The following is a 19415-nucleotide window of genomic DNA, read 5'->3' on the forward strand; positions in this document are numbered from 1 at the left end:
ATATTCAGGCTATTGCTTAACAAGTTTAACAGACTGGCTCCCTTCAACTTCAACATTATAAATACCTGCGGCAAACGTAGAAATATCCAGTGTATTGGTTTTGTTTGTAAGTGTACCATTGGCAACTATTTTACCCGCCATATCGCTAATAGTATACTCCTTACCTACTGCTTGCGTGCTGAGATCAAGATTTACCGTACTGCCGGCAGGATTAGGATATAATGTTACAGCCTGCTCCAATACAGCATCAAACCTTGACAGATAACCATCGAGATATGAAGAAAGATTTACTGAAAAAAGCTTCTGGGTGGTATTAACAAGCGGGGCACGCTGAAAGTGTTCATTGCTCAGGTAGTAGTTTTTACCATCATTAGTCGTGATGGCTTCAACTTGTGTAAAAGATTCGGAAAAACCAATTTTACGCTTATTCCCTCCAAAAAAATCTTCTCCCGAAAAATCATAAAGCAGGTATATAAACGGAGATAATATATTACTATAGCCACATAAAGCCACCATGTGGCGGTCTTCAAGCCAGGTTGCCCCGGTTATAAGTCCGTCTATATCATAACTACCCAATAACTCGGCAGTATGGGTACCGGGAGTTTTAGCCAGGCGGTATACACTAGTGCGCTCACTTACCCATTGTTTGGTAAAAAGGTAAATATAGTTATCGCCTACAACAAAGGCTTCACAATCAAAATCGGTATTGTTGTTTCCCGTTGGTGTAAAGTTTGTCTGGTTACTGTACGTAAAATTAATATTGTTTGGCGTAGGATTACCAGCCAGCAATCCTGCCTTATCTACCCGGATAATTCTCAGGTTAGAACGATTGCCATTAACATTGTTGCCAAAATCTCCTATATATACATAGGCGGCATCCTGGTCTATATCTTCCCAGTCCTGGTTTGCTGTACCTGCCACATTCAGGGTTTGGGTAATTTCGCCGTTTATTGTACTTATGCGGTACAAATTCGTATCTGTATCATCATTATGGGTATAAACGCTTCCATTCCATAAAACCAGTCCGGAAGATTCATCTACCGTAGCAGGCATATTATAAGACGACGTAGCCGAAACAGATGCTGATGCATACCTGCAGGAACCATCGTTAACAGTAGCATTAGGGTTGTAATTAGATGACAGCGGATCTGTACATCCGGATACCTGTGCGCTTGCTTCAAAAGCCAGCAACAGGAGTACTGATAGTGTGTAATAGATCTTCATAACGGTGTGGTTTAATGTGTTATATTAAAGTTACCCATTATAAAAACGGCCTTTGCATTAATTAGCATAACTTTTACACTACAACATTTTAGCTCTCAGCATCTTATGTAAATTATAGATAACATATTTAAATCCGATATGTTGCAACGGTCTAATATAGCTAAATTGTAATTTTTGTACAAAAATTCTTTAGTAAAAGTTAAATGATTTCTGCACCACAAAAACGATAGATACCTTTAGATGAACATTAAAAACAAACAGTTATGAATAATTTTTTCCGCGCACTAATAGCAGGCTGGGGCGCCAAGAAACTTGGCGGCGGGTGCATAGGCACCATTGTAGTCTTTGTAATTATATATTATCTTTTAGGCCAATGTACAAGGTAGCCTGCGGGCTACCTAAATAGTAGTACAGTCTACAATTTTAACTTGTTGCAACCGCAACCGCTGCCCTTTGCATAGCACGGTAGTGCTGCACTAAAAGTAAGAGCAATAATTGTTCACGTTCTGTATTTCCAAAGTTTTCATTGCAGTTGAGATTATAAGTTGTTTCAAATCCCTTCCAGCTAAATTCAGATTTAATTACTGCCAGTTCTTCGCCTTTATAGCTTAGTAAGCTATAGCTGTTACTAAACCAGCCACGGGCTTTGATAGTGTAAAAATGGTGTTCTTCCTTAAAAGGAATAAGGGTAGCACCACCACTAAAATTATTTTTTATCTCAAAAAGTTCCCTTTCACCTTCCAGCACCTGAGCGGTGGCTTTCCAAAAGCTTTTTATATTAAAAGTATAAACACCGCCACTGCCCATTTTTATGGTTGCTTTTTCAGAAGACCATTTAATAAAATTAAGTGCCCCAACAAAACCATCATTTTCTGATAGTTCAAAATCACGGCTGTTGCTTTTGGCACTAATTTCAAACTGCTTCATAACAATATGTATTTATTCTCTCAAATATAGCTTATTTAGTGTAGTATCATATAGTGTTACTTGTCAATAATAGCGTCTTGTATAACCTTTTGTATATCCTCGCGAATGTTTCCTTTAGAAAGGCGGTTCTCAGCCGAATCAGGATAAGTACGGTTGCTCAGGAAAATGTATACAATCTCAGTCTCAGGATCTGCCCATGCCATAGTTCCTGTAAAGCCCGTATGCCCAAAACTGCTTTTTGACACACAGCCACATGTAGGGCCCGAGGTGCCAAGCTGCGGTTTGTCAAAACCAAGCCCCCTGCGGTTACCTTCGTTACAGGAATAGCAGGTATTAAACGTATCAAATGTTTTTGCCGAAAAATAATGTTTACCACCATAGTTTCCTTTTTGCAAATACATCTGCATGATCTTAGCTACATCAAGGCTGTTGCTAAAAAGTCCGGCATGGCCTGCTACCCCATCCATCATGGCGGCTGCCATATCGTGCACATAACCGTCTATCGTCTGGTAACGGAAATAAGTATCTACCTCTGTAGGCGGAATAACGCTCATATCAAACTTACGTAGCGGATTAAACGTGGTAGATGTAGCACCAAGTGGCTTGTAAAAATTATTATCTGCAAGTACATCTAACGACCTGCCTGTTTTAACCTCTAAAAATTCTTTAAGCAAAATAAAGTTGAAGTCGCTGTACTTGTACTCTTTTTTATCTGATAATTTACTCTGGGCAATTTTAGTTATTATTATCGAAGGATAATCTTCGCGCAGGTACAGGTTATCTGCTACCTGGTAAGGAAATTCAGCACTGTATGTTTTACGGTAATATTCTGCATCAGGGCGTTTTTGGGCATTTAAGGTTTCCTGATAAAAAGGCAGCCATGCTATAAAACGGCTTTGGTGCAAAAGCATATCCTTTACTGTAATATTCTTTTTGTCTGTGTTTTCAAATTCAGGCAATAAATGTCCCAGTTTATCATCCAGCTTCAGGTGGCCTTTGTCATACTGCTGCATAACGTTAGGCAGTGTAGCCAGTATTTTTGTAAGTGATGCTACATCATAAATATCAGAGTTTTTTACAGCGATGTCTTTGTTATCATACGTATGATAACCAAATGATTTTCGGTAAATAACCTTACCCTTACGCGCTACAAGTACCTGTATACCCGGTGTCATTTTATCTGCAATGGCACGCTTTGCTATAGCATCTATACCTGCAAGCTTTACAGCACTCATGCCTACATTTTCGGGCGTAGTAAACCCAAGCCTGTTAATGGCTTTAGTATTGATACCCGTGCCCACTTTAAATCCACCCGCCGTTACCGGAAGTTTACCTTTAGACGGCAATGCACCAAAAATAATTTCGGCAGCAACCGTGTGCGCAAAAGTATTGTTTTGGTACCCCATTACAAGGCCTTTGATATTGCTGAAATTTTTAATACTGTTCAGCACATAAGGCTTAGCAAATACATTAAGTATTACTTTTTTCTCTTTTGCAACAGCATCTATCAGCTCTAACTCTTTAGCAGAAAAATCATGTTTTTTCCATGCTCCGTCCGCCTTGTGGTAACCGATGATAACAGTAGTATAATTCTTTAGCTCTTTAATTAAAGATGGAATGGTATCCTGTTTTATCTCAGTAACGGCGGCATAATCCTGTAAAGCAGATACAAATGACGCATTATCGTCATCGCCAATTTTTACATATGCAATGTTTTCTGCCTCAAGGCTCATTAACGGCAAAATTGAATCCTCGTTCTTAATTACCGTAACCGCTTCTTCATAAAGCTTATAATTAAGGTCGTCGTACTCTGAACCATTAAGATCGTTATATAGGTTTTTATATTCTAAAGGCTTGAATTTTTTAAGCCCGATACGAAACTTGTAAGCCAGTATTTTTTTTACCGAATACTCAAGCCTGGTTTCGCTAAGTACACTATCGGCATATGCCTGACGGAATTTTTCTATAGCAAGCGGCACATTCTCTGCAAAAAGCAAAATATCATTACCTGCTAAAAACGCCTCAATATCAATATCACCCGGCTGCATATAACCACTGGCACCTTTCATGTTAAGCGCATCAGTAAAAATAAGGCCATCAAAGCCCATCTTATTTTGCACCAAACGGGTAATGGTATTGTATGATAAAGATGTAGGTAAACCAGGAGTAGGCTCTAATGCAGGTACCTGAAGGTGCGCCACCATGATACTGGCCATACCCTCATTAAACAATCTTTTATACGGAAACAATTCGATATCGTCCAGCCTTGCACGGTCAAAATTTACCGCCGGTAAGCCATAATGTGAGTCGGTAGCGGTATCGCCATGACCGGGAAAGTGCTTGCCCGTTGCATAAATGCCGCCCTCCTGTATACCTTTAGAAAGTGCCGAAGCCCTGTTGGTTACATTATGTTTGTCTTCACCAAAAGAACGGTTACCTATAATAGGATTTGAAGGGTTTGTATTAATATCTACTACCGGGGCAAAATTAAAGTGAATGCCAAGGCGCTTCGCTTGCTTTGCCATTTGGTTACCCATTTTTTCTAACAGCGAAATATCCTGAACCGCACCCAGCGTCATATTCCACGGGTAGCGGTAGGTAGAGTCAAGGCGCATGCTCAGGCCCCACTCTGCATCTATACCCACAAAGAGGGGCAGTTTACTTTGCTTTTGGTAGCGGTTGGTAAGCTTAGCCTGTCTGTATGGCCCACCCTGCATAAAAATGAGGCCGCCTATTTTATAATCAACAATAAGCCTGTCAATACCCCTTACATGCGCAGAATCTTTATTAGAATAGGCTGCCACCATAAAAAGTTGCCCCACACGCTCATCAAACGACATGGCGTTATAAACACTATCTGTCCACTTTTTTTCAGCAGGTGTACGGTAATTGCTAAACGCCTTTAGCTGTTGCGAAAATCCCGCCTGAGCGGCAAATAAAAAAATTATGATGAAAAGCCTCATTAATAATTGTGCATATATTTTTAAATAACAAATCATCATTATAAAAATAATGATGATCCTTAAATTATCCTATGGAAAGCAACTGCTAAAAAAAGCGGCTATGCCAGCTTTCAGAAGCCGGAACCTCCCAGTAGTCCTTCCACTCCCCTACGGTATTTACAAGGTTATTAAACACTACCGTATTAGCAGAAACCGACTTGTCTTTTGCCATTTTCTTGAAATCAGTAAGTGGCTTGTAGGTAATAAACTCACCTTGTTTAAAGCTTACATTCATCCTGTCAAGCAGGTCTACATTATATTTCTTTTCAAGTTCCTGTATAAAGTGTACAGATGCGTCTATGCTGCATCCGGTAGCTCCCTGGGCTGCCTGGTTTACAGCCAGTATTATAAACCTGTTATATTGTACAAGGTAAGATGCCTCAAGATCTGCACCATGGGCAGTCCAGCTTTCTATAAAGCCATTAAGCGCATCCTCTATCTCTGCTACTTCTTCGTCGCTAAATTTCCTGTTGCTCTGGTACACCCATATACGGGCATCATCCGGAAGCGTTTCAAACAGCACATACATAATTCAATCTTTTTTAGAGGTCGTTAGCATTCGCAATAAGCTCCGCCACATCCATTACTTTAATATCATGCTCACGGTTTTTGGCTTTAACACCATCTGTAAGCATCGTGTTGCAAAACGGGCATCCCGCTGCTATAATTTCAGGTTGGGTTTCCAGGGCATCTTCTGTCCTTTCCACATTCACATCCTTATCCCCTTTTTCAGGTTCTTTAAACATCTGTGCGCCACCGGCGCCACAGCACAGGCCATTACGGCGGCTGCGTTTCATTTCTACCAGTTCGGCATCAAGCTTTTCTATCAGCTCACGCGGAGCTTCATAGATATTATTGGCACGCCCCAGGTAGCAAGGATCATGAAATGTTATTTTCTTACCTTTAAACTGGCCACCTTCTATAGTAAGCCTGCCATCTGCAAGCAGCCCCTTTAAAAACTCGGTATGGTGCACTACTTCATAAGTACCGCCCAGGCCGGGATATTCGTTTTTAATGGTATTAAAACAGTGCGGGCACGCCGTTACTATTTTCTTTATATCATAAGCGTTAAGCACCTCAATATTGGCCATAGCCTGCATCTGGAACAAAAACTCATTACCGGCCCGCTTTGCAGGATCGCCGGTACAGCTTTCTTCGGTTCCTAATACGGCAAAAGAAACCCCCGCACTGTTAAGTAGCTTAACAAATGCCTTGGTAATCTTTTTAGCCCGGTCATCAAAACTACCGGAGCACCCCACCCAGAATAAAACTTCCGGCTGTTGCCCGGCGGCCATCATATCGGCCATTGTAGGTACATTAATGCTTAGTTCGCTCATAATTTAGTCTTCATCATGCTTGCCGTCATCAAATACCTGTATGGTAACGGCTTTGTCTATAAGTTCTGTAAACTTGCCCCTGTAGCGTGTAGCTTTTACAAGGTGGTTATCTATCCAGTGGTAGTTGCCTCCGCGCGGCTTGCCCATGAGCATACCGTGGTATTTAAAGCCGTGCTCTTTAAGCCATGCCTCGGTAACCTCGCGGTGCGCCTCAGTACGTGAGGTAAAAAAGAATATTATATGCCCTTCCTCATACCAGCGGTTAAGGGTTTCCAGCGCGTCGGGGTAAACAGCGGCGGTAACCATCCTTTCAGGTTCTTCGTTAGGTATGTCATCACAAATTGTTCCGTCAATATCAATAAGATAATTCTTAATGCCCTCAGGAAGTATGGGACTTATGTGCTCGCCATTCTCCGTTAGCGGCTGTAAATTCTTTTCGATTTCCTCGTTGTTCATTTTAAAGTGCAGGTTATAACATTACAATTCTTCTTTCCAGTTCAGGCGGTCCATCTGGCTGTACTGCCAAGGTGCACCATTGTTTTCAATATTAGTCATCATGCCGTTAAGCTCTGTAGGAGCGGCACTCTGCTCCATTACCAGGTAGCGGCGCATATCCATAATTATAGAAAGGGGATCTATATTTACAGGACAGGCTTCTACACAGCCGTTGCACGTTGTACATGCCCAAAGTTCCTCTGGGGTAATGTAGTCATTAAGTAACGATTTTCCATCATCAACAAACGTGCCTTTATTTTTATCGATGTTACGCCCCACCTCTTCCAGGCGGTCGCGGGTATCCATCATTATTTTTCGTGGAGAAAGTTTTTTACCTGTAAGGTTTGCAGGGCATGATGATGTGCATCTGCCACACTCTGTACAAGTATAAGCATTTAATAACTGTACCCAGTTAAGGTCGTGTACATCGCTGGCGCCAAATTTAGCCGGCAGTTCGCCTTCAGCCGCAGGAGGTGCAGCAGCAAATGGGTCGGCATTAGGATCCATCATAAGTTTAACCTCTGCAGTAACTGACTCCAGGTTTTCAAACTTACCTTTAGGTTCAAGCTTTGCAAAATATGTATTTGGGAATGCCAGTAAAATATGCAAATGTTTAGAAAAGTACAGATAATTCATAAACAGAAGGATACCTGTAATGTGCAGCCACCATGCAGCTCGCTCTATTATTATAGCTGTGCCTTCGCTCAAACCACTAAATAACGGAGATATAAATCCTGAAACAGGAAAAGCACCTGCCTGAATATAATGATGTGAACCAAGACCCTGTAAATAATGGTCTGTACCATTCATGGTAAGGAATAATACCATAAGTACCGTTTCAAAATACAGGATTATATTGGCATCGCTCTTTGGCCATCCCTTAAGATCTCCATGGGCAAAACGCCATAGTTTTATGACATTTCTGCGGATCCAGAAAGTAACCACCGATACGATAACACCCAGTGCAAGAATTTCAAAAAAGCCTATTAGGAAACTGTAAAAACCTCCCATAAAGGAGAAGATTCTGTGTGTTCCAAAAACACCATCTATAATTATCTCAAGAAGTTCTATATTGATAATTACAAAACCTACATATACAATAATATGTAAAAAGCCTGCAACAGGACGGCGCACCATTTTACTTTGCCCTAAGGCAATCATGGCCATATTTCGCCAACGTGCCGGAGCATCGTCAAATCGGTTAACATCTCTGCCCAACTTAATGTTGCGCACCAGCTTTTTTACGTTTACTGCAAAGTAGCCAAAACCGGCTGCAAGCAGTAATACAAATAAAACATTATCTATATATGCCATAGTAAAGGCGATTGGTACAAATGAACTTATTCTGCTTTAGTTTCTGTAGTAACAGTGGTAGTCGTTTTCTTCTCTTCTTCTTTATAAGGTTTTTGCTTACCGCCAAATACCGAGAAGTGAACGTAACGCTTAGGATTTTTCTTAAGGTCAGCAAGCAGTTCCTTAAGTTCTAATGATGCCCCCGCAAGGTTGTTGTACATAGCATCATCTTTAAGAAGTTTACCTAAAGTACCTTTACCTGCATTAACATCATTCATAATATCATCAACCTTAGCAAGCGAATTTTCAAGTTTCTTAACTGCCTGGCCTAAGTTAGCCGCGTTTATAGAATCTGATATTTTTGCAAAGTTAGCGCTCGTTTTATTCAGGTTTGCCATTGTAGCATCAATGTTGTTACGGTTGCCTGAGATAGTGCCATTAAGTGTATGTGCTGCTTTATTAAACTCAGCCATTGTACCACTCATTTCGGCAATAGCTTTTTTAAGGTTTTGCTGCGTCTGTTTGTCAAAAACGTTACTCAGGTGGTTTAGCAGGCTATCGGCTGTTACAACTGTTGCTTCAACCTTAGTTTGAAGTGGAGAAAGTTTATCGCCAACTACAGAAAGCATACCTGGTTTAAGCTCCGGAGTTAAATATGCCCCGTCTTCGGCAGGTTGTGCATTTTTCATATCGGGCGTTATAGCTATCTGCTTACCCGAAAGTCCAAAGCCCGGCTCATATAATGTAGCTGAACTGGTTTTTGATATAGGAAAATCAGTCTTAACCTGTAGCTCTACTAAAAGAGTGCCTTGTACAGTATCTCTAAATTGTATAGAGTTTACTTTGCCTACAACAAGGCCGTTTAAGGTTACTGGCGCTGATGGCGAAAGGCCTTCTACATCGCTATATACAACATAATATGTTTTATAGGATTTAAAAAGATCCCTGCCCTTTAAAAAACTGTAACCCCATACAAATATTAATATGGAGCCTATAACTAAAATTGCGGTTTTTACTTCTCTTGATACTTTCAAAACGGGTTATTTTTTAACAAATGTAGGATAAAAATTTTATGTAAGTGTGAATATTATTTTAAAGCTTCTTTCATTGTGATAATTTTACCATCCTTAAATGGCACCACATATGCTGATGAAAAGCCTTTTGCCTTAGCTTCAGAAAGTAAGCCCGAAGTAGCATCATAATCTTCTGTTTCGCCATAAAAATATTTCACGAGTGAGCCATCCTTAACTTTAGAAACATTTTTTAATCCTTTAAAGTTAGCCGGCTTTGTAGACAGGTTATTTTTACTGGCTGATATTTGCACTTTAAACACTATACCATCTGTAGATACTGTTTTAGCATCTTCTTTTACCGTCTTTTTCACTACCGATGGTGTGTCTGTTTTGGTTTCGCGTTGTTTTTCGTATTCTGCACTGCTTACAGACTTACCACCCATAAGTTCTTTATAACTTATTATGGCATTTGCAATGGTACGCGCAAGTTCATCCTGACCGTCATCACTATTAAGGTAAGCACCTTCGGCCTTGTTAGATACAAATCCAAGTTCAATAAGTACTCCCGGCATAGTAGTAGCATCAAGCACCCAAAGAGGCTGCTGCTTAATACCGCGGTCATTCTTCTTCAGTTTCCTAAAGCCATCCCTTACTTTAGAGGCAAGCACCGCACTCTGGTTTAACGATTCCTCCTGCTGTAATGCAAGGCCTATTGAGGTGTCTGGCCTGCTGGGATCAAACCCTTTATATTTTATCTTATAGTCTTTCTCCTGATAGATAACACTGTTTTCCTGGCGTGCTACTTCAAGATTCATATCACTACGGCCAAGTCCCATTACAAAAGTTTCTGTACCACTGGCAGATGACGCATTAACACCATTACAATGTATCGATACAAAAAGATCTGCCTTGGCGCGGTTTGCAATGTGCGCACGCTCTCTTAGCTCTATAAAAACATCGGTTTTACGGGTATATACAACATCAAACCCATCTTCTTTCTCCAGCAACTTTCCTATTTTAAGCACCGTACTTAAAACAATTTCTTTTTCTCTGTAACCATTATGGTTAGTACCGGTATCTCCCCCACCGTGGCCGGCATCGAGCACTACCTTAAAACTTTGGGCAAAACCGGTACACGTACTTATTAGAAGCACAGCGCATAAATATTTTTTAAAAACGGTTATCATGTCCTGATTATTTATAGTAAGTAGTGAGTATGGTTATTTTTTAAGGGCATCCTGAACAGAAATTTTTTGTCCGTCTTTAAACGCTACAACAAAAGCAGATGTATATCCTTTTTCTTTTGCCTGCGCCAACAGCTCTTTTGCATCGGCATATTGTGCAGCCGATCCATAAAAATATTTTATAACCGCTGCCGAATTGTCTTTTGTAATGTTACTCAATCCGTTAAAGTTAGCAGGAGTAAGTTCAAGATCCTTGCCACTGGCAGCAATTTGTATTTTAAATACAATATTACCCGCACCCTGTTTTACAGTCGGCGCTGGTGCCGGTGCTTTTACAGGAGCAGCAGTATCTGCCGCTGTAGGCTTAGCAACCGCAGGTTTTACAGCTACAGGCTGCGATGGCTCAGCAACTACAGGAGCTGAAGTTGCAGTACCCGGAACAAAAAATTCTTTTTTATAAGCAATGATGGCTTTAGCAATGGCCTTAGCAAGTTCATCCTGACCGGAATCTGAATTTACATATACACCTTCATCCTGTGCAGAAAGAAACCCTAGCTCTATTAAAACCGCAGGCATGGCTGCTTTATTAAGCGTCCAGAACGGCCCTTGTTTTACACCACGGTTTTTTCTTTTGGCACTCACAAGGCTTTCCTGTATTTTACTTGCCAGGTCGATGCTTTTAGTTAATATGGTTTCCTGTAATGCAGACGATCCTGCTATAACTTCGGGAGCTGCCGGATTAAATCCTTCATATTTTGTTTTATCTTTTTCTAGAGATAAAACAGCATTCTCTTTTTTGGCAACATCAAGGTTGCTGGCATTTTTTGTACTGCCTATAACATAGGTTTCTGTACCAAAAACTACTTTTTTAGATTCCGCGTTGCAATGCAGCGATACAAAAATATCTGCCGAAGCACGATTGGCTATCGCAGGCCTTTCTGCAAGATCTACAAAAGCATCGGTCTTACGGGTGTAAATAACCTCTGTTCCCTGCTCTGCCTCCAGGATTTTACCTACCTTAAGGGCTACGTTTAGCGCAATGTTTTTTTCTACAAAGCCATTGTAAATGTTACCAAAGTCTTTTCCGCCATGGCCGGCATCCAGTACGACCTTAAATTTTGCATTGCCCTGTGCAAATGATGCACCGCAAAATATAATAAAAAGTAAAAAAGCCTGTTTTAGTTTTGTGTTCTCTTTCATTGCAATTTGGTTATTATGCTGCTATTCTTATACTTACATTTAATGGTAAGATTGCCAAAAATATTGTATGTTTGACGTTCCAAAAAATGAGCCATACTGTTACAAAATTAGTATTAAAACCTTTGCGCACAAACTTATTTAATATCGTTTTATCAGCAATTTTCCTAACAATTGGCCTAACTGACTGCCATGCACAGGATATACGTAAAAAGAGCCGTGGCATTAAAGCTGAAGTTAAGCAGCCTGCTACTGCCCTAAATACCCCAATTGCTGATACTATTAAGATAGATACACTTGCTATTGCAGAAAAAAAAGCTGCAGAAAAACCTGCCGATACTGTTAAAAAACCTAAAAATGCCCTTGATGGCATTATTAAACGCCAGGCAGACGATTATGAAAAGCTTGATCAAAAGAAGAAAGAACTTACCCTGTATAACAACGCACATCTTGAATATAAAGATATAGAACTCAAAGCGGGCATAATTCGTATGAAATACGAAACAAATGAGGTATTTGCAGGCCGATTTAAAGATTCTACCGGTTATTCTCAATATCCTTACTTTAAACAGGGTAGCAATGTTGTTGAGGCAGACTCCATACATTTTAACACCAAAACAAAAAAAGCCCGTGTCTGGAATTCCCGCAGCGACCAGGGAGAATTCAGGATTAAAGGTGAGGTAACTAAAAAAGAAAACGACTCGGTTTACTTTATTAAAAATGCACGTTTTACTACTTCTAAAAACATAGACGATCCAGAATACTACTTTCTTGCTTACAGGGCAAAACTGGTACCGGGACAAAAAGTAATTGTAGGCCCTACAAATATGTGGATTGCTAATGTACCTACACCTTTAGGAATTCCGTTTGCATTTTTCCCTACTACAAGTGAGGCCGAATCAGGTTTTATAGTACCCAGTTATGGCGACAGTAACAATCGTGGCTATTACCTGCAAAATGGTGGTTATTATTTTGCACTGGGTGACTTTTATGACCTTGCACTTACAGGAGATTATTATACAAACGGCAGTTATGGCCTGCGTGCTGCCAGTAGCTACGCAAAACGTTACAAATTTACAGGTAATGTAAACATTCGTTTTGAAAACCTTATAACCAGCGAACGCGGTTTTCCTGATTATCTCAGGGCAAAAAACTACAACATACAATGGTCGCACAGCCAGGATAGTAAAGCAAATCCAACTTCCAGGTTTTCTGCCAGTGTAAACATGGGATCGAGTAAATATTACAGGCAGTCGCTCAATACTATAAATGTAGGTGCGTCTCTTGTAAACAACATGAACTCATCAGTATCGTATTCTAAAACATTCCAGACGGTACCACAGGTAAACTTCTCGCTAAGTGCTACACACAGCCAGAATACCAACACCGAAGCTATAAATATGACCCTGCCTACCCTGCAAGCCAGTGTAGACAGGATTTACCCTTTTGCCAAAGCAGATGAAGCAAAAAAGGGCTTTATAAAAAACATCAACCTACAATATACCCTGAGAGGTGAAAACAGAATAAATACTTACGACTCGTTATTCTTTAAACCGGAAATGTTTCGCGATGCAAAAAGTGGCCTCCAACATACCATTCCGTTAAGTACAAACTTTAAAATATTTAAATATTTTAGCGTATCTGCAAGTACAAATTACCAGGAAACCTGGGTAATGAATACTATTAAAAAAGGATATAATGAAGCGCAGGATGCTGTGGTTACTACCGATGCAAAAGGTTTTGATGCCTACCGTACATATAACTTTTCATCAAGCATAGGTACTACCATATATGGTACTTTTGATTTTGGGACTGACAAAAAACTACAGGCTATACGCCACGTAATGCGCCCATCAGTTTCATATAGCTATACACCATCTTTTGACCAGTATTTTGACCGTTACCAGCTAGATGCTTCAGGCACAAAGTATGCTGATTATACCCGTTTTGAAAGTGGCCTGTTTGGCGCTCCCGGAAAATCGTACAGTAATAACGTGGGTATATCGGTTAACAATACCATAGAAGCTAAGGTTCGTGATGACGATGAAAAGGCTACCGAACCTAAAAAGATAATGCTTATAAATAACCTTAACTTTAGCACCAGTTACAACATGGCGGCAGATTCTCTTGCATGGTCGCCACTAAGGGTTACAGCCGGTACTAACCTGCTAAAGAATAAGCTTAACTTAAACTTTGGTACAACATTAGACCCTTATGCAATAAGCAATTCAGGGCAAAGAATCAATACGTTTAATATTGATAACGGAGGTTCGCTTTTCAGGATGACAAGCGCTAACATTACCCTTAATTATTCCTTAGCCAGCAATGACGGTGATGCCGATAAAAAAGACGAGAACAGCCAGACAGCACGAAATGGTGGCCGTACGGATGACCTCTTTGGATCAACAACCGATTCAGGCGACACACGCACGAGCATGTTTAAGGAAGAAGAAGACACTACTAAGAAGAAAAAAACAGGCAGCAAATTTTTTAATGCCGATCTTCCGTGGGATCTTAAAGTAGCCTACTCTTTAACCTACAGTAATAATGCCCGAGAAAAGAGAATATCAGGCAGCTCGCTTATGATGTCAGGTAATCTGGACCTTACTCCACGCTGGAAAATGGGCTTCTCATCTGGTTATGACTTTGTACAAAAAGGTGTAACTTTTACCCAATTGCGTTTTGAGCGCGACCTTCTTAGCTGGCGCATGGACTTTAACTGGGTTCCTTTTGGCGACAATACCTATTGGGGTTTCTTTATCGGTATAAAATCTTCTGTGCTTAGCGATATTAAGTGGGATAAACGCCAGGTACCGGACAGACAGATTGGAAATTAATCATGGAAAGTGTTACGTCTAAAAGGAGTTTTTTTTATTATCGCTCCCTCGCTTTCTTTTCCCTATTGATCATTGTGGGTATAATTTTTGTTTTGATTTTTTTACGGGCATTAATAGCAGCTAAGCTTGAAAGTCATATTTTCGGTTTGATGTGTGCCAGTTTATTTATAATACCTTTTTCAATATATTGTGTCCACAAACAAATAACAAAAGTATATTCCTTTTCTATTACTAAAAATGCAATTACAGTAAAGGGAAAAATATGCCCCATAACAGATATTGTAAATATTAATTTTACCGGTAAACAAGACTATCCAGGACTTAGTAACATGGATGGTATGAAAATAAAATTTAAAGGCAATAAAGTATTATATATTTATGACTGCTACTATAGCAATATTAGCCAAATAAAAAGTTATCTCAATAATGTTTGGCCCCAAACTGAAGAGATGAGCCAACAGCCAGTTATTATTACAACGCCACTAAATAATATACAGCCTTGGGAAGATCATTTTTATTTCCATAAGGGAAGAATATTTACCTATATATTACTATTAGCAATACTTTTTTTTGCATTAGCACTTTTCATACTTTGTAGTATGTCTTTTTACGAGGCAATGGCTATACTTATCCTACCTCTTTCGTTTATAATTGCCCTATCAACAAATTTGTATTATTTCGGGATTGGAGGACATTTTATTATCGTAAAAAACTTTGCATATCCGTGGGTAAAAAAATCATATGCCATCCAGCAGATTAGGGAAATTATTTTTGAAAAGAATGGAAATAACACTAATAGCATGACTGTCGTTACTAATGATTTTACCACTAAAAAGTATTATACTATAACACTATACGGCAAGCACTGGGAAAAGCTTATAAGTGGCATGATTGCTAAGGGTATCAAGGTTAAATAAATTAAATTTAGGATAAAATAAATAACTCATATGAAAAAAATAATTTTTACGGACAAAGCCCCTGCGCCTATTGGCCCATACAGCCAAGCAATACTTACAGGCAACACTATTTACACATCCGGACAAATACCCCTGACAGCTACAGGCGAGCTTATAAACAGCGATATTGAAGCCGAAACTACCCAGGTTATGGAAAACCTTAAAGCCGTTTTAGAGGCCGGTGGTGCTACTTTTGAGCACGTAGTAAAAACTACGATCTTTATCAGTAATATGGACGATTTTGGAAAGATAAATACGGTATATGGTAGGTATATAAATGAAGATACTGCACCGGCACGTGAAACTGTTCAGGTAGCCAGGCTTCCTAAAGATGTAAACGTAGAAATATCTATGATTGCAGTACTATAAGTAACAGGCAATTTGTAGAAATAAAAAATCTTCAATATACATTAGCTTTGGTATCCTTAGCGAAAATGTAAATTGAAGATTTTTTTTATGTAAACTGTAATCTTTTAAAGTGCTACAGCCTGCATAAATAATTCTGCTGAAGCAGGGTTTGTAGCTATAGGCACATTGTGCACGTCACAAACCCTTATCAGCATATTGATATCAGCATCATGGGCGTGGCTGGAAAGCGGATCTTTAAAAAACAGCACCATGGCAGTTTTTCCTTCTGCTACCCTGCCGGCAATCTGCGCATCTCCACCCAGCGGACCCGAAAGCATTTTTCTTACGGTAAAACCGGCTTCTTCTGCCCTGCCACCGGTAGTACCGGTTGCAATAAGTTTTACCTGCTCTTTTATGAGTATGTCTTTATGAGCAGCAAGAAATGTTACCATCTTGTCTTTCATTCCGTCGTGGGCTATGATAGCAATCTCCATGAAGTATATTGTTTTTTCTAAAAATATATTAGTTAAGTTCGTGGTACTCAATAAGGCCATCAATAGGCCTTCTAAGTACATTACCCAGTTTAAGGCCGTTTGCACCCAAAACTTCGGCAAGTTCTGCCTTAAGGTAAAATGCAATAGAACCTACAAAATGTACAGGTATTTCGCGTGCATCGTCAAATTGTAGTATATAGTTATCTACAAACGACTGCATCTGGCTTACGATAATTTTTTTGATAAATTCTTCTTCCTTATTCTGGATAAGAAATTTAGCAAACGTAGCAAGGTAAGCATTTGGGTTAGGCTCCTTGTACAGGTTGTGTTTGATAACATCCGGCTCAAGGTTATACTCACCGGCAAATTTATCATGAAGGTGTTTTGGCATTTTGTTAAAGTAGTAAGCCCTTACAAGCTCACGGCCAAAACGGTTACCGCTACAGTCGTCCATGGCAATGTAGCCAAGCGATTGTACCTTCTGGATAAGTTCTTCGCCATCAAAATAGCTACAGTTAGATCCTGTACCAAGTATACAGATAATTGCTTTTTCGTTCTTTGGGTTAGTAGCGTAAGCAGCTGCATAAGTATCTTCCTTAACACTAACATCGGCGTTAGGAAAAAATTCTTTAAATACGTTAGACATGTACGTCTTCATCCTGTCGGTACCGCAGCCGGCGCCATAAAAATAAAGATTGGTAACGTCTTTACGGTTATTGTAAATATCAAAACGGGCTTCCAGCCTTTCAAGGGCTTCTTCCTTATTGATAACCTCGGGGCTAAGGCCAAGGGTTTGGGTGGTAAAAAGCCTGTTTCCCTCATCATCAAGCGCAATCCAATCGGCTTTGGTAGCACCACTGTCAACTAATAACTTCATAATAGTTTGGGTTAGTTATGGGTTAAGTTTGGGTTTTATAAGTTTTAAGTTTGGGTTAAATTCTACTTATAAAAAAATAATGTCCCGCCTTTTGTTTAAAAGACGGGACAAGGTATTAAATTATTTACAACGACGCAATGTGCGCAGCAAGGTCGATAAGTTTGCTTGAGTAGCCATACTCATTATCATACCAAGAAACAAGTTTAAAGAATGTAGAGTTAAGGCCAATACCGGCTTTAGCATCTATAATACTTGTTCTTTTATCTGAAACGAAATCCTGAGATACTACGTCATCTTCAGTAAAGCCAAGGATGCCTTTAAGCTCATTTTCTGAAGCTGCCTTAAGTACTGCCATAATCTCTTCGTAAGAAGTTTCTTTAGCTACTTTTACTGTAAGGTCTACAACAGAAACGTCTACTGTAGGAACACGGAAAGACATACCTGTTAGTTTGCCGTTAAGCTCAGGGATAACTTTACCTACTGCTTTAGCAGCACCTGTTGATGACGGGATGATGTTTATGCTTGCAGCACGTCCGCCTCTCCAGTCTTTTCTTGATGGGCCGTCAGCTGTCATCTGGGTAGATGTTGTAGCGTGAACAGTTGTCATTAAGCCTTCTACGATACCAAAGTTATCGTTGATTACTTTAGCAAGTGGTGCAAGGCAGTTTGTTGTACAAGAAGCGTTAGATACTACAGTATCGGCAGCAGTAGCTTTGTCATGGTTAACACCCATTACAAACATAGGCGCATCAGCCGATGGAGCAGAGATGATAACTTTTTTAGCACCACCTGTAATGTGTTGTGAAGCTGTTTCTATAGTAGTAAATATACCTGTAGATTCTGCAACAACATCTACACCTACTTCGTCCCACTTAAGGTTTTTAGGGTCTTTTTCGGCAGTAACCCTTATGTGTTTACCGTTTACATAAAGCTGGTTGTCTTTAACCTCAACCTCGCCTGCAAAACGTCCGTGAACTGAATCATATTTTAAAAGGTAAGCCAAATGATCTACATCAAGCAGGTCGTTAATAGCCACTACTTCAACATTATCCCTGTTGAAGGTTTCGCGGAAAACGATACGGCCAATCCTACCGAAACCGTTAATTCCTAATTTAACTGTTGCCATTTCTTCTAATTGTTTTTTGTTTATAAATTCTATCGTAATGATTAAATAGACACTATATCAGATACTTTGATAAGCTCCTGGTTGATTTGCGACTTACCTTTAACGGCAAGCTCCAGCGGTGTAAGCACTATATCGTCTTTTAAGATACCCACCATGTAGTTAGACTGGCCTTCAAGCAGTACTTCTACCGCCTTTACACCCAGCCTGCTGGCAAGAACCCTGTCAAAGCACGATGGTGCACCGCCACGTTGCATATGGCCCAGGATAGAAACACGCACATCATATTCAGGCATGTTTTCATCAAAATATTCTTTAAGCTCAAAAGCGCTTTTTCCGGTCTTGTCACCTTCAGCAATAACAACTATGCTTGATGATTTACCAGAAGCCTTGCTCTTTTTAAGCGACTCCACAAGCCTGTCTAAGCCCATATCCTCTTCCGGGATAAGTATCTCTTCGGCACCTGCACCAATACCCGCGTTAAGAGCTATGTGCCCTGCATCACGCCCCATAACCTCTACAAAGAAAAGCCTGTTATGTGAACTTGCAGTATCGCGAATTTTGTCGATAACTTCAACAACGGTGTTAAGTGCCGTATCGTAACCAAGGGTAAAGCTGGTACCATAAATATCGTTATCTATAGTTCCGGGAATACCTATAACAGGAAAGTTGTATTCTGCATTAAAGATAAGGCCACCGGTAAAGCTACCGTTACCGCCTATTACCACAAACGCATCAATACCCTGTTTAACTAGGTTATCGTAGGCTTTTTTACGGCCTTCAGGAGTCATGAATTCTTTAGAACGGGCAGATTTAAGTATGGTTCCGCCTTTATTGATAATATTGTTTACACTGCGGGGGCCCATTTCTTTGAAGTCTCCTTCTATCATACCCTGGTATCCCCTGTAAATTCCTGTACATTCTATATTGTGGTAAGCACAGGTGCGGACTACTGCCCTAATGGCGGCATTCATACCGGGTGAATCTCCTCCGGATGTAAGCACGCCTATTTTTTTTAATTTACGTGACATTTTTCAGTATTTGATTGTAAAATTAATAATTTAATATAATTTATGCAGTTGGTTTTCAGTTATATTATTAATTCTGT

18 protein-coding genes are annotated in these 19415 nt (G+C 39.9%); 4 read left to right on the plus strand and 14 right to left on the minus strand.

The annotated features are described in order from the left end of the window. Nucleotides 1-9: 9 nt before the first annotated feature. Entirely contained in the window at nt 10-1224 is a 1215-nt protein-coding gene (locus DYH63_RS08085; RefSeq protein WP_116788327.1) for a T9SS type A sorting domain-containing protein, read from the minus strand. 263 nt (nt 1225-1487) lie between these two features. Between DYH63_RS08085 and DYH63_RS21690 the strand changes: the two genes are divergently transcribed. After that, nucleotides 1488-1610, plus strand: coding sequence for a hypothetical protein (locus DYH63_RS21690; RefSeq protein ID WP_256386733.1), 123 nt, complete (start codon nt 1488-1490; stop codon nt 1608-1610). A gap of 37 nt (nt 1611-1647) precedes the next feature. Here the strand turns inward: DYH63_RS21690 and DYH63_RS08090 are convergent, their stop codons facing one another. The 9 genes from DYH63_RS08090 to DYH63_RS08130 form a co-directional block, all read right to left on the minus strand. After that, nucleotides 1648-2151, minus strand: coding sequence for a hypothetical protein (locus DYH63_RS08090; protein ID WP_116788328.1), 504 nt, complete (start codon nt 2149-2151; stop codon nt 1648-1650). Nucleotides 2152-2207: 56 nt separating this feature from the next. Further along, nucleotides 2208-5114, minus strand: a complete 2907-nt coding sequence (locus DYH63_RS08095; protein ID WP_116788329.1) for a serine hydrolase domain-containing protein — start codon at nt 5112-5114, stop codon at nt 2208-2210. 85 nt (nt 5115-5199) lie between these two features. Further along, nucleotides 5200-5682 carry an ABC transporter ATPase gene (locus DYH63_RS08100; protein ID WP_116788330.1) on the minus strand — a complete coding sequence of 161 codons (483 nt, stop codon included), beginning with the start codon at nt 5680-5682 and terminating at the stop codon, nt 5200-5202. Nucleotides 5683-5695: 13 nt separating this feature from the next. Beyond that, nucleotides 5696-6490 carry a (Fe-S)-binding protein gene (locus tag DYH63_RS08105; RefSeq protein WP_116788331.1) on the minus strand — a complete coding sequence of 265 codons (795 nt, stop codon included), beginning with the start codon at nt 6488-6490 and terminating at the stop codon, nt 5696-5698. 3 nt (nt 6491-6493) lie between these two features. After that, the gene (locus tag DYH63_RS08110) at nt 6494-6946 is read right to left on the minus strand and encodes an LNS2 domain-containing protein (RefSeq protein ID WP_116788332.1); all 453 of its coding nucleotides are present in this window, start codon (nt 6944-6946) and stop codon (nt 6494-6496) included. A gap of 21 nt (nt 6947-6967) precedes the next feature. After that, complete coding sequence (locus DYH63_RS08115) at nt 6968-8299, minus strand: (Fe-S)-binding protein (RefSeq protein WP_116788333.1); 1332 nt, start codon at nt 8297-8299, stop codon at nt 6968-6970. 26 nt (nt 8300-8325) lie between these two features. Then, nucleotides 8326-9312 carry an MlaD family protein gene (locus tag DYH63_RS08120; RefSeq protein ID WP_116788334.1) on the minus strand — a complete coding sequence of 329 codons (987 nt, stop codon included), beginning with the start codon at nt 9310-9312 and terminating at the stop codon, nt 8326-8328. 53 nt (nt 9313-9365) lie between these two features. After that, complete coding sequence (locus tag DYH63_RS08125) at nt 9366-10478, minus strand: N-acetylmuramoyl-L-alanine amidase family protein (protein ID WP_205528289.1); 1113 nt, start codon at nt 10476-10478, stop codon at nt 9366-9368. Nucleotides 10479-10511: 33 nt separating this feature from the next. Then, a complete protein-coding gene (locus DYH63_RS08130; RefSeq protein WP_116788336.1) occupies nt 10512-11675 on the minus strand; it encodes an N-acetylmuramoyl-L-alanine amidase family protein in 1164 nt (387 codons plus the stop codon). 86 nt (nt 11676-11761) lie between these two features. On the opposite strand from DYH63_RS08130, the gene DYH63_RS08135 reads away from it, so the two are divergent. From DYH63_RS08135 to DYH63_RS08145, 3 genes are read left to right on the plus strand one after another with little or no spacing between them, the layout of a single operon-like run. Further along, on the plus strand, nt 11762-14509 hold the full coding sequence (locus DYH63_RS08135) for a putative LPS assembly protein LptD (RefSeq protein ID WP_240409081.1): 2748 nt from the start codon (nt 11762-11764) through the stop codon (nt 14507-14509). A gap of 2 nt (nt 14510-14511) precedes the next feature. Beyond that, nucleotides 14512-15426: a hypothetical protein gene (locus DYH63_RS08140; RefSeq protein WP_162926963.1), complete on the plus strand. Its 915-nt coding sequence runs from the start codon at nt 14512-14514 to the stop codon at nt 15424-15426. 30 nt (nt 15427-15456) lie between these two features. Further along, on the plus strand, nt 15457-15834 hold the full coding sequence (locus DYH63_RS08145) for a RidA family protein (RefSeq protein WP_116788338.1): 378 nt from the start codon (nt 15457-15459) through the stop codon (nt 15832-15834). Nucleotides 15835-15938: 104 nt separating this feature from the next. On the opposite strand, the gene DYH63_RS08150 is transcribed toward DYH63_RS08145, so the two are convergent. The 4 genes from DYH63_RS08150 to pfkA all read right to left on the minus strand — a co-directional run bounded on the left by DYH63_RS08150 (nt 15939) and on the right by pfkA (nt 19338). Next, nucleotides 15939-16307 carry a methylglyoxal synthase gene (locus tag DYH63_RS08150; protein WP_116788339.1) on the minus strand — a complete coding sequence of 123 codons (369 nt, stop codon included), beginning with the start codon at nt 16305-16307 and terminating at the stop codon, nt 15939-15941. Between the two features lie 28 nt (nt 16308-16335). Continuing rightward, nucleotides 16336-17184 carry an N-acetylglucosamine kinase gene (locus DYH63_RS08155; protein WP_116788340.1) on the minus strand — a complete coding sequence of 283 codons (849 nt, stop codon included), beginning with the start codon at nt 17182-17184 and terminating at the stop codon, nt 16336-16338. Nucleotides 17185-17308: 124 nt separating this feature from the next. Next, complete coding sequence (gene gap, locus DYH63_RS08160) at nt 17309-18310, minus strand: type I glyceraldehyde-3-phosphate dehydrogenase (RefSeq protein ID WP_116788341.1); 1002 nt, start codon at nt 18308-18310, stop codon at nt 17309-17311. Nucleotides 18311-18351: 41 nt separating this feature from the next. Further along, complete coding sequence (pfkA, locus tag DYH63_RS08165; protein WP_116788342.1) at nt 18352-19338, minus strand: 6-phosphofructokinase; 987 nt, start codon at nt 19336-19338, stop codon at nt 18352-18354. Nucleotides 19339-19415 lie beyond the last annotated feature (77 nt).

The organism is Flavobacterium psychrotrophum (genome assembly GCF_003403075.1).
GTDB lineage: Bacteria > Bacteroidota > Bacteroidia > Flavobacteriales > Flavobacteriaceae > Flavobacterium > Flavobacterium psychrotrophum.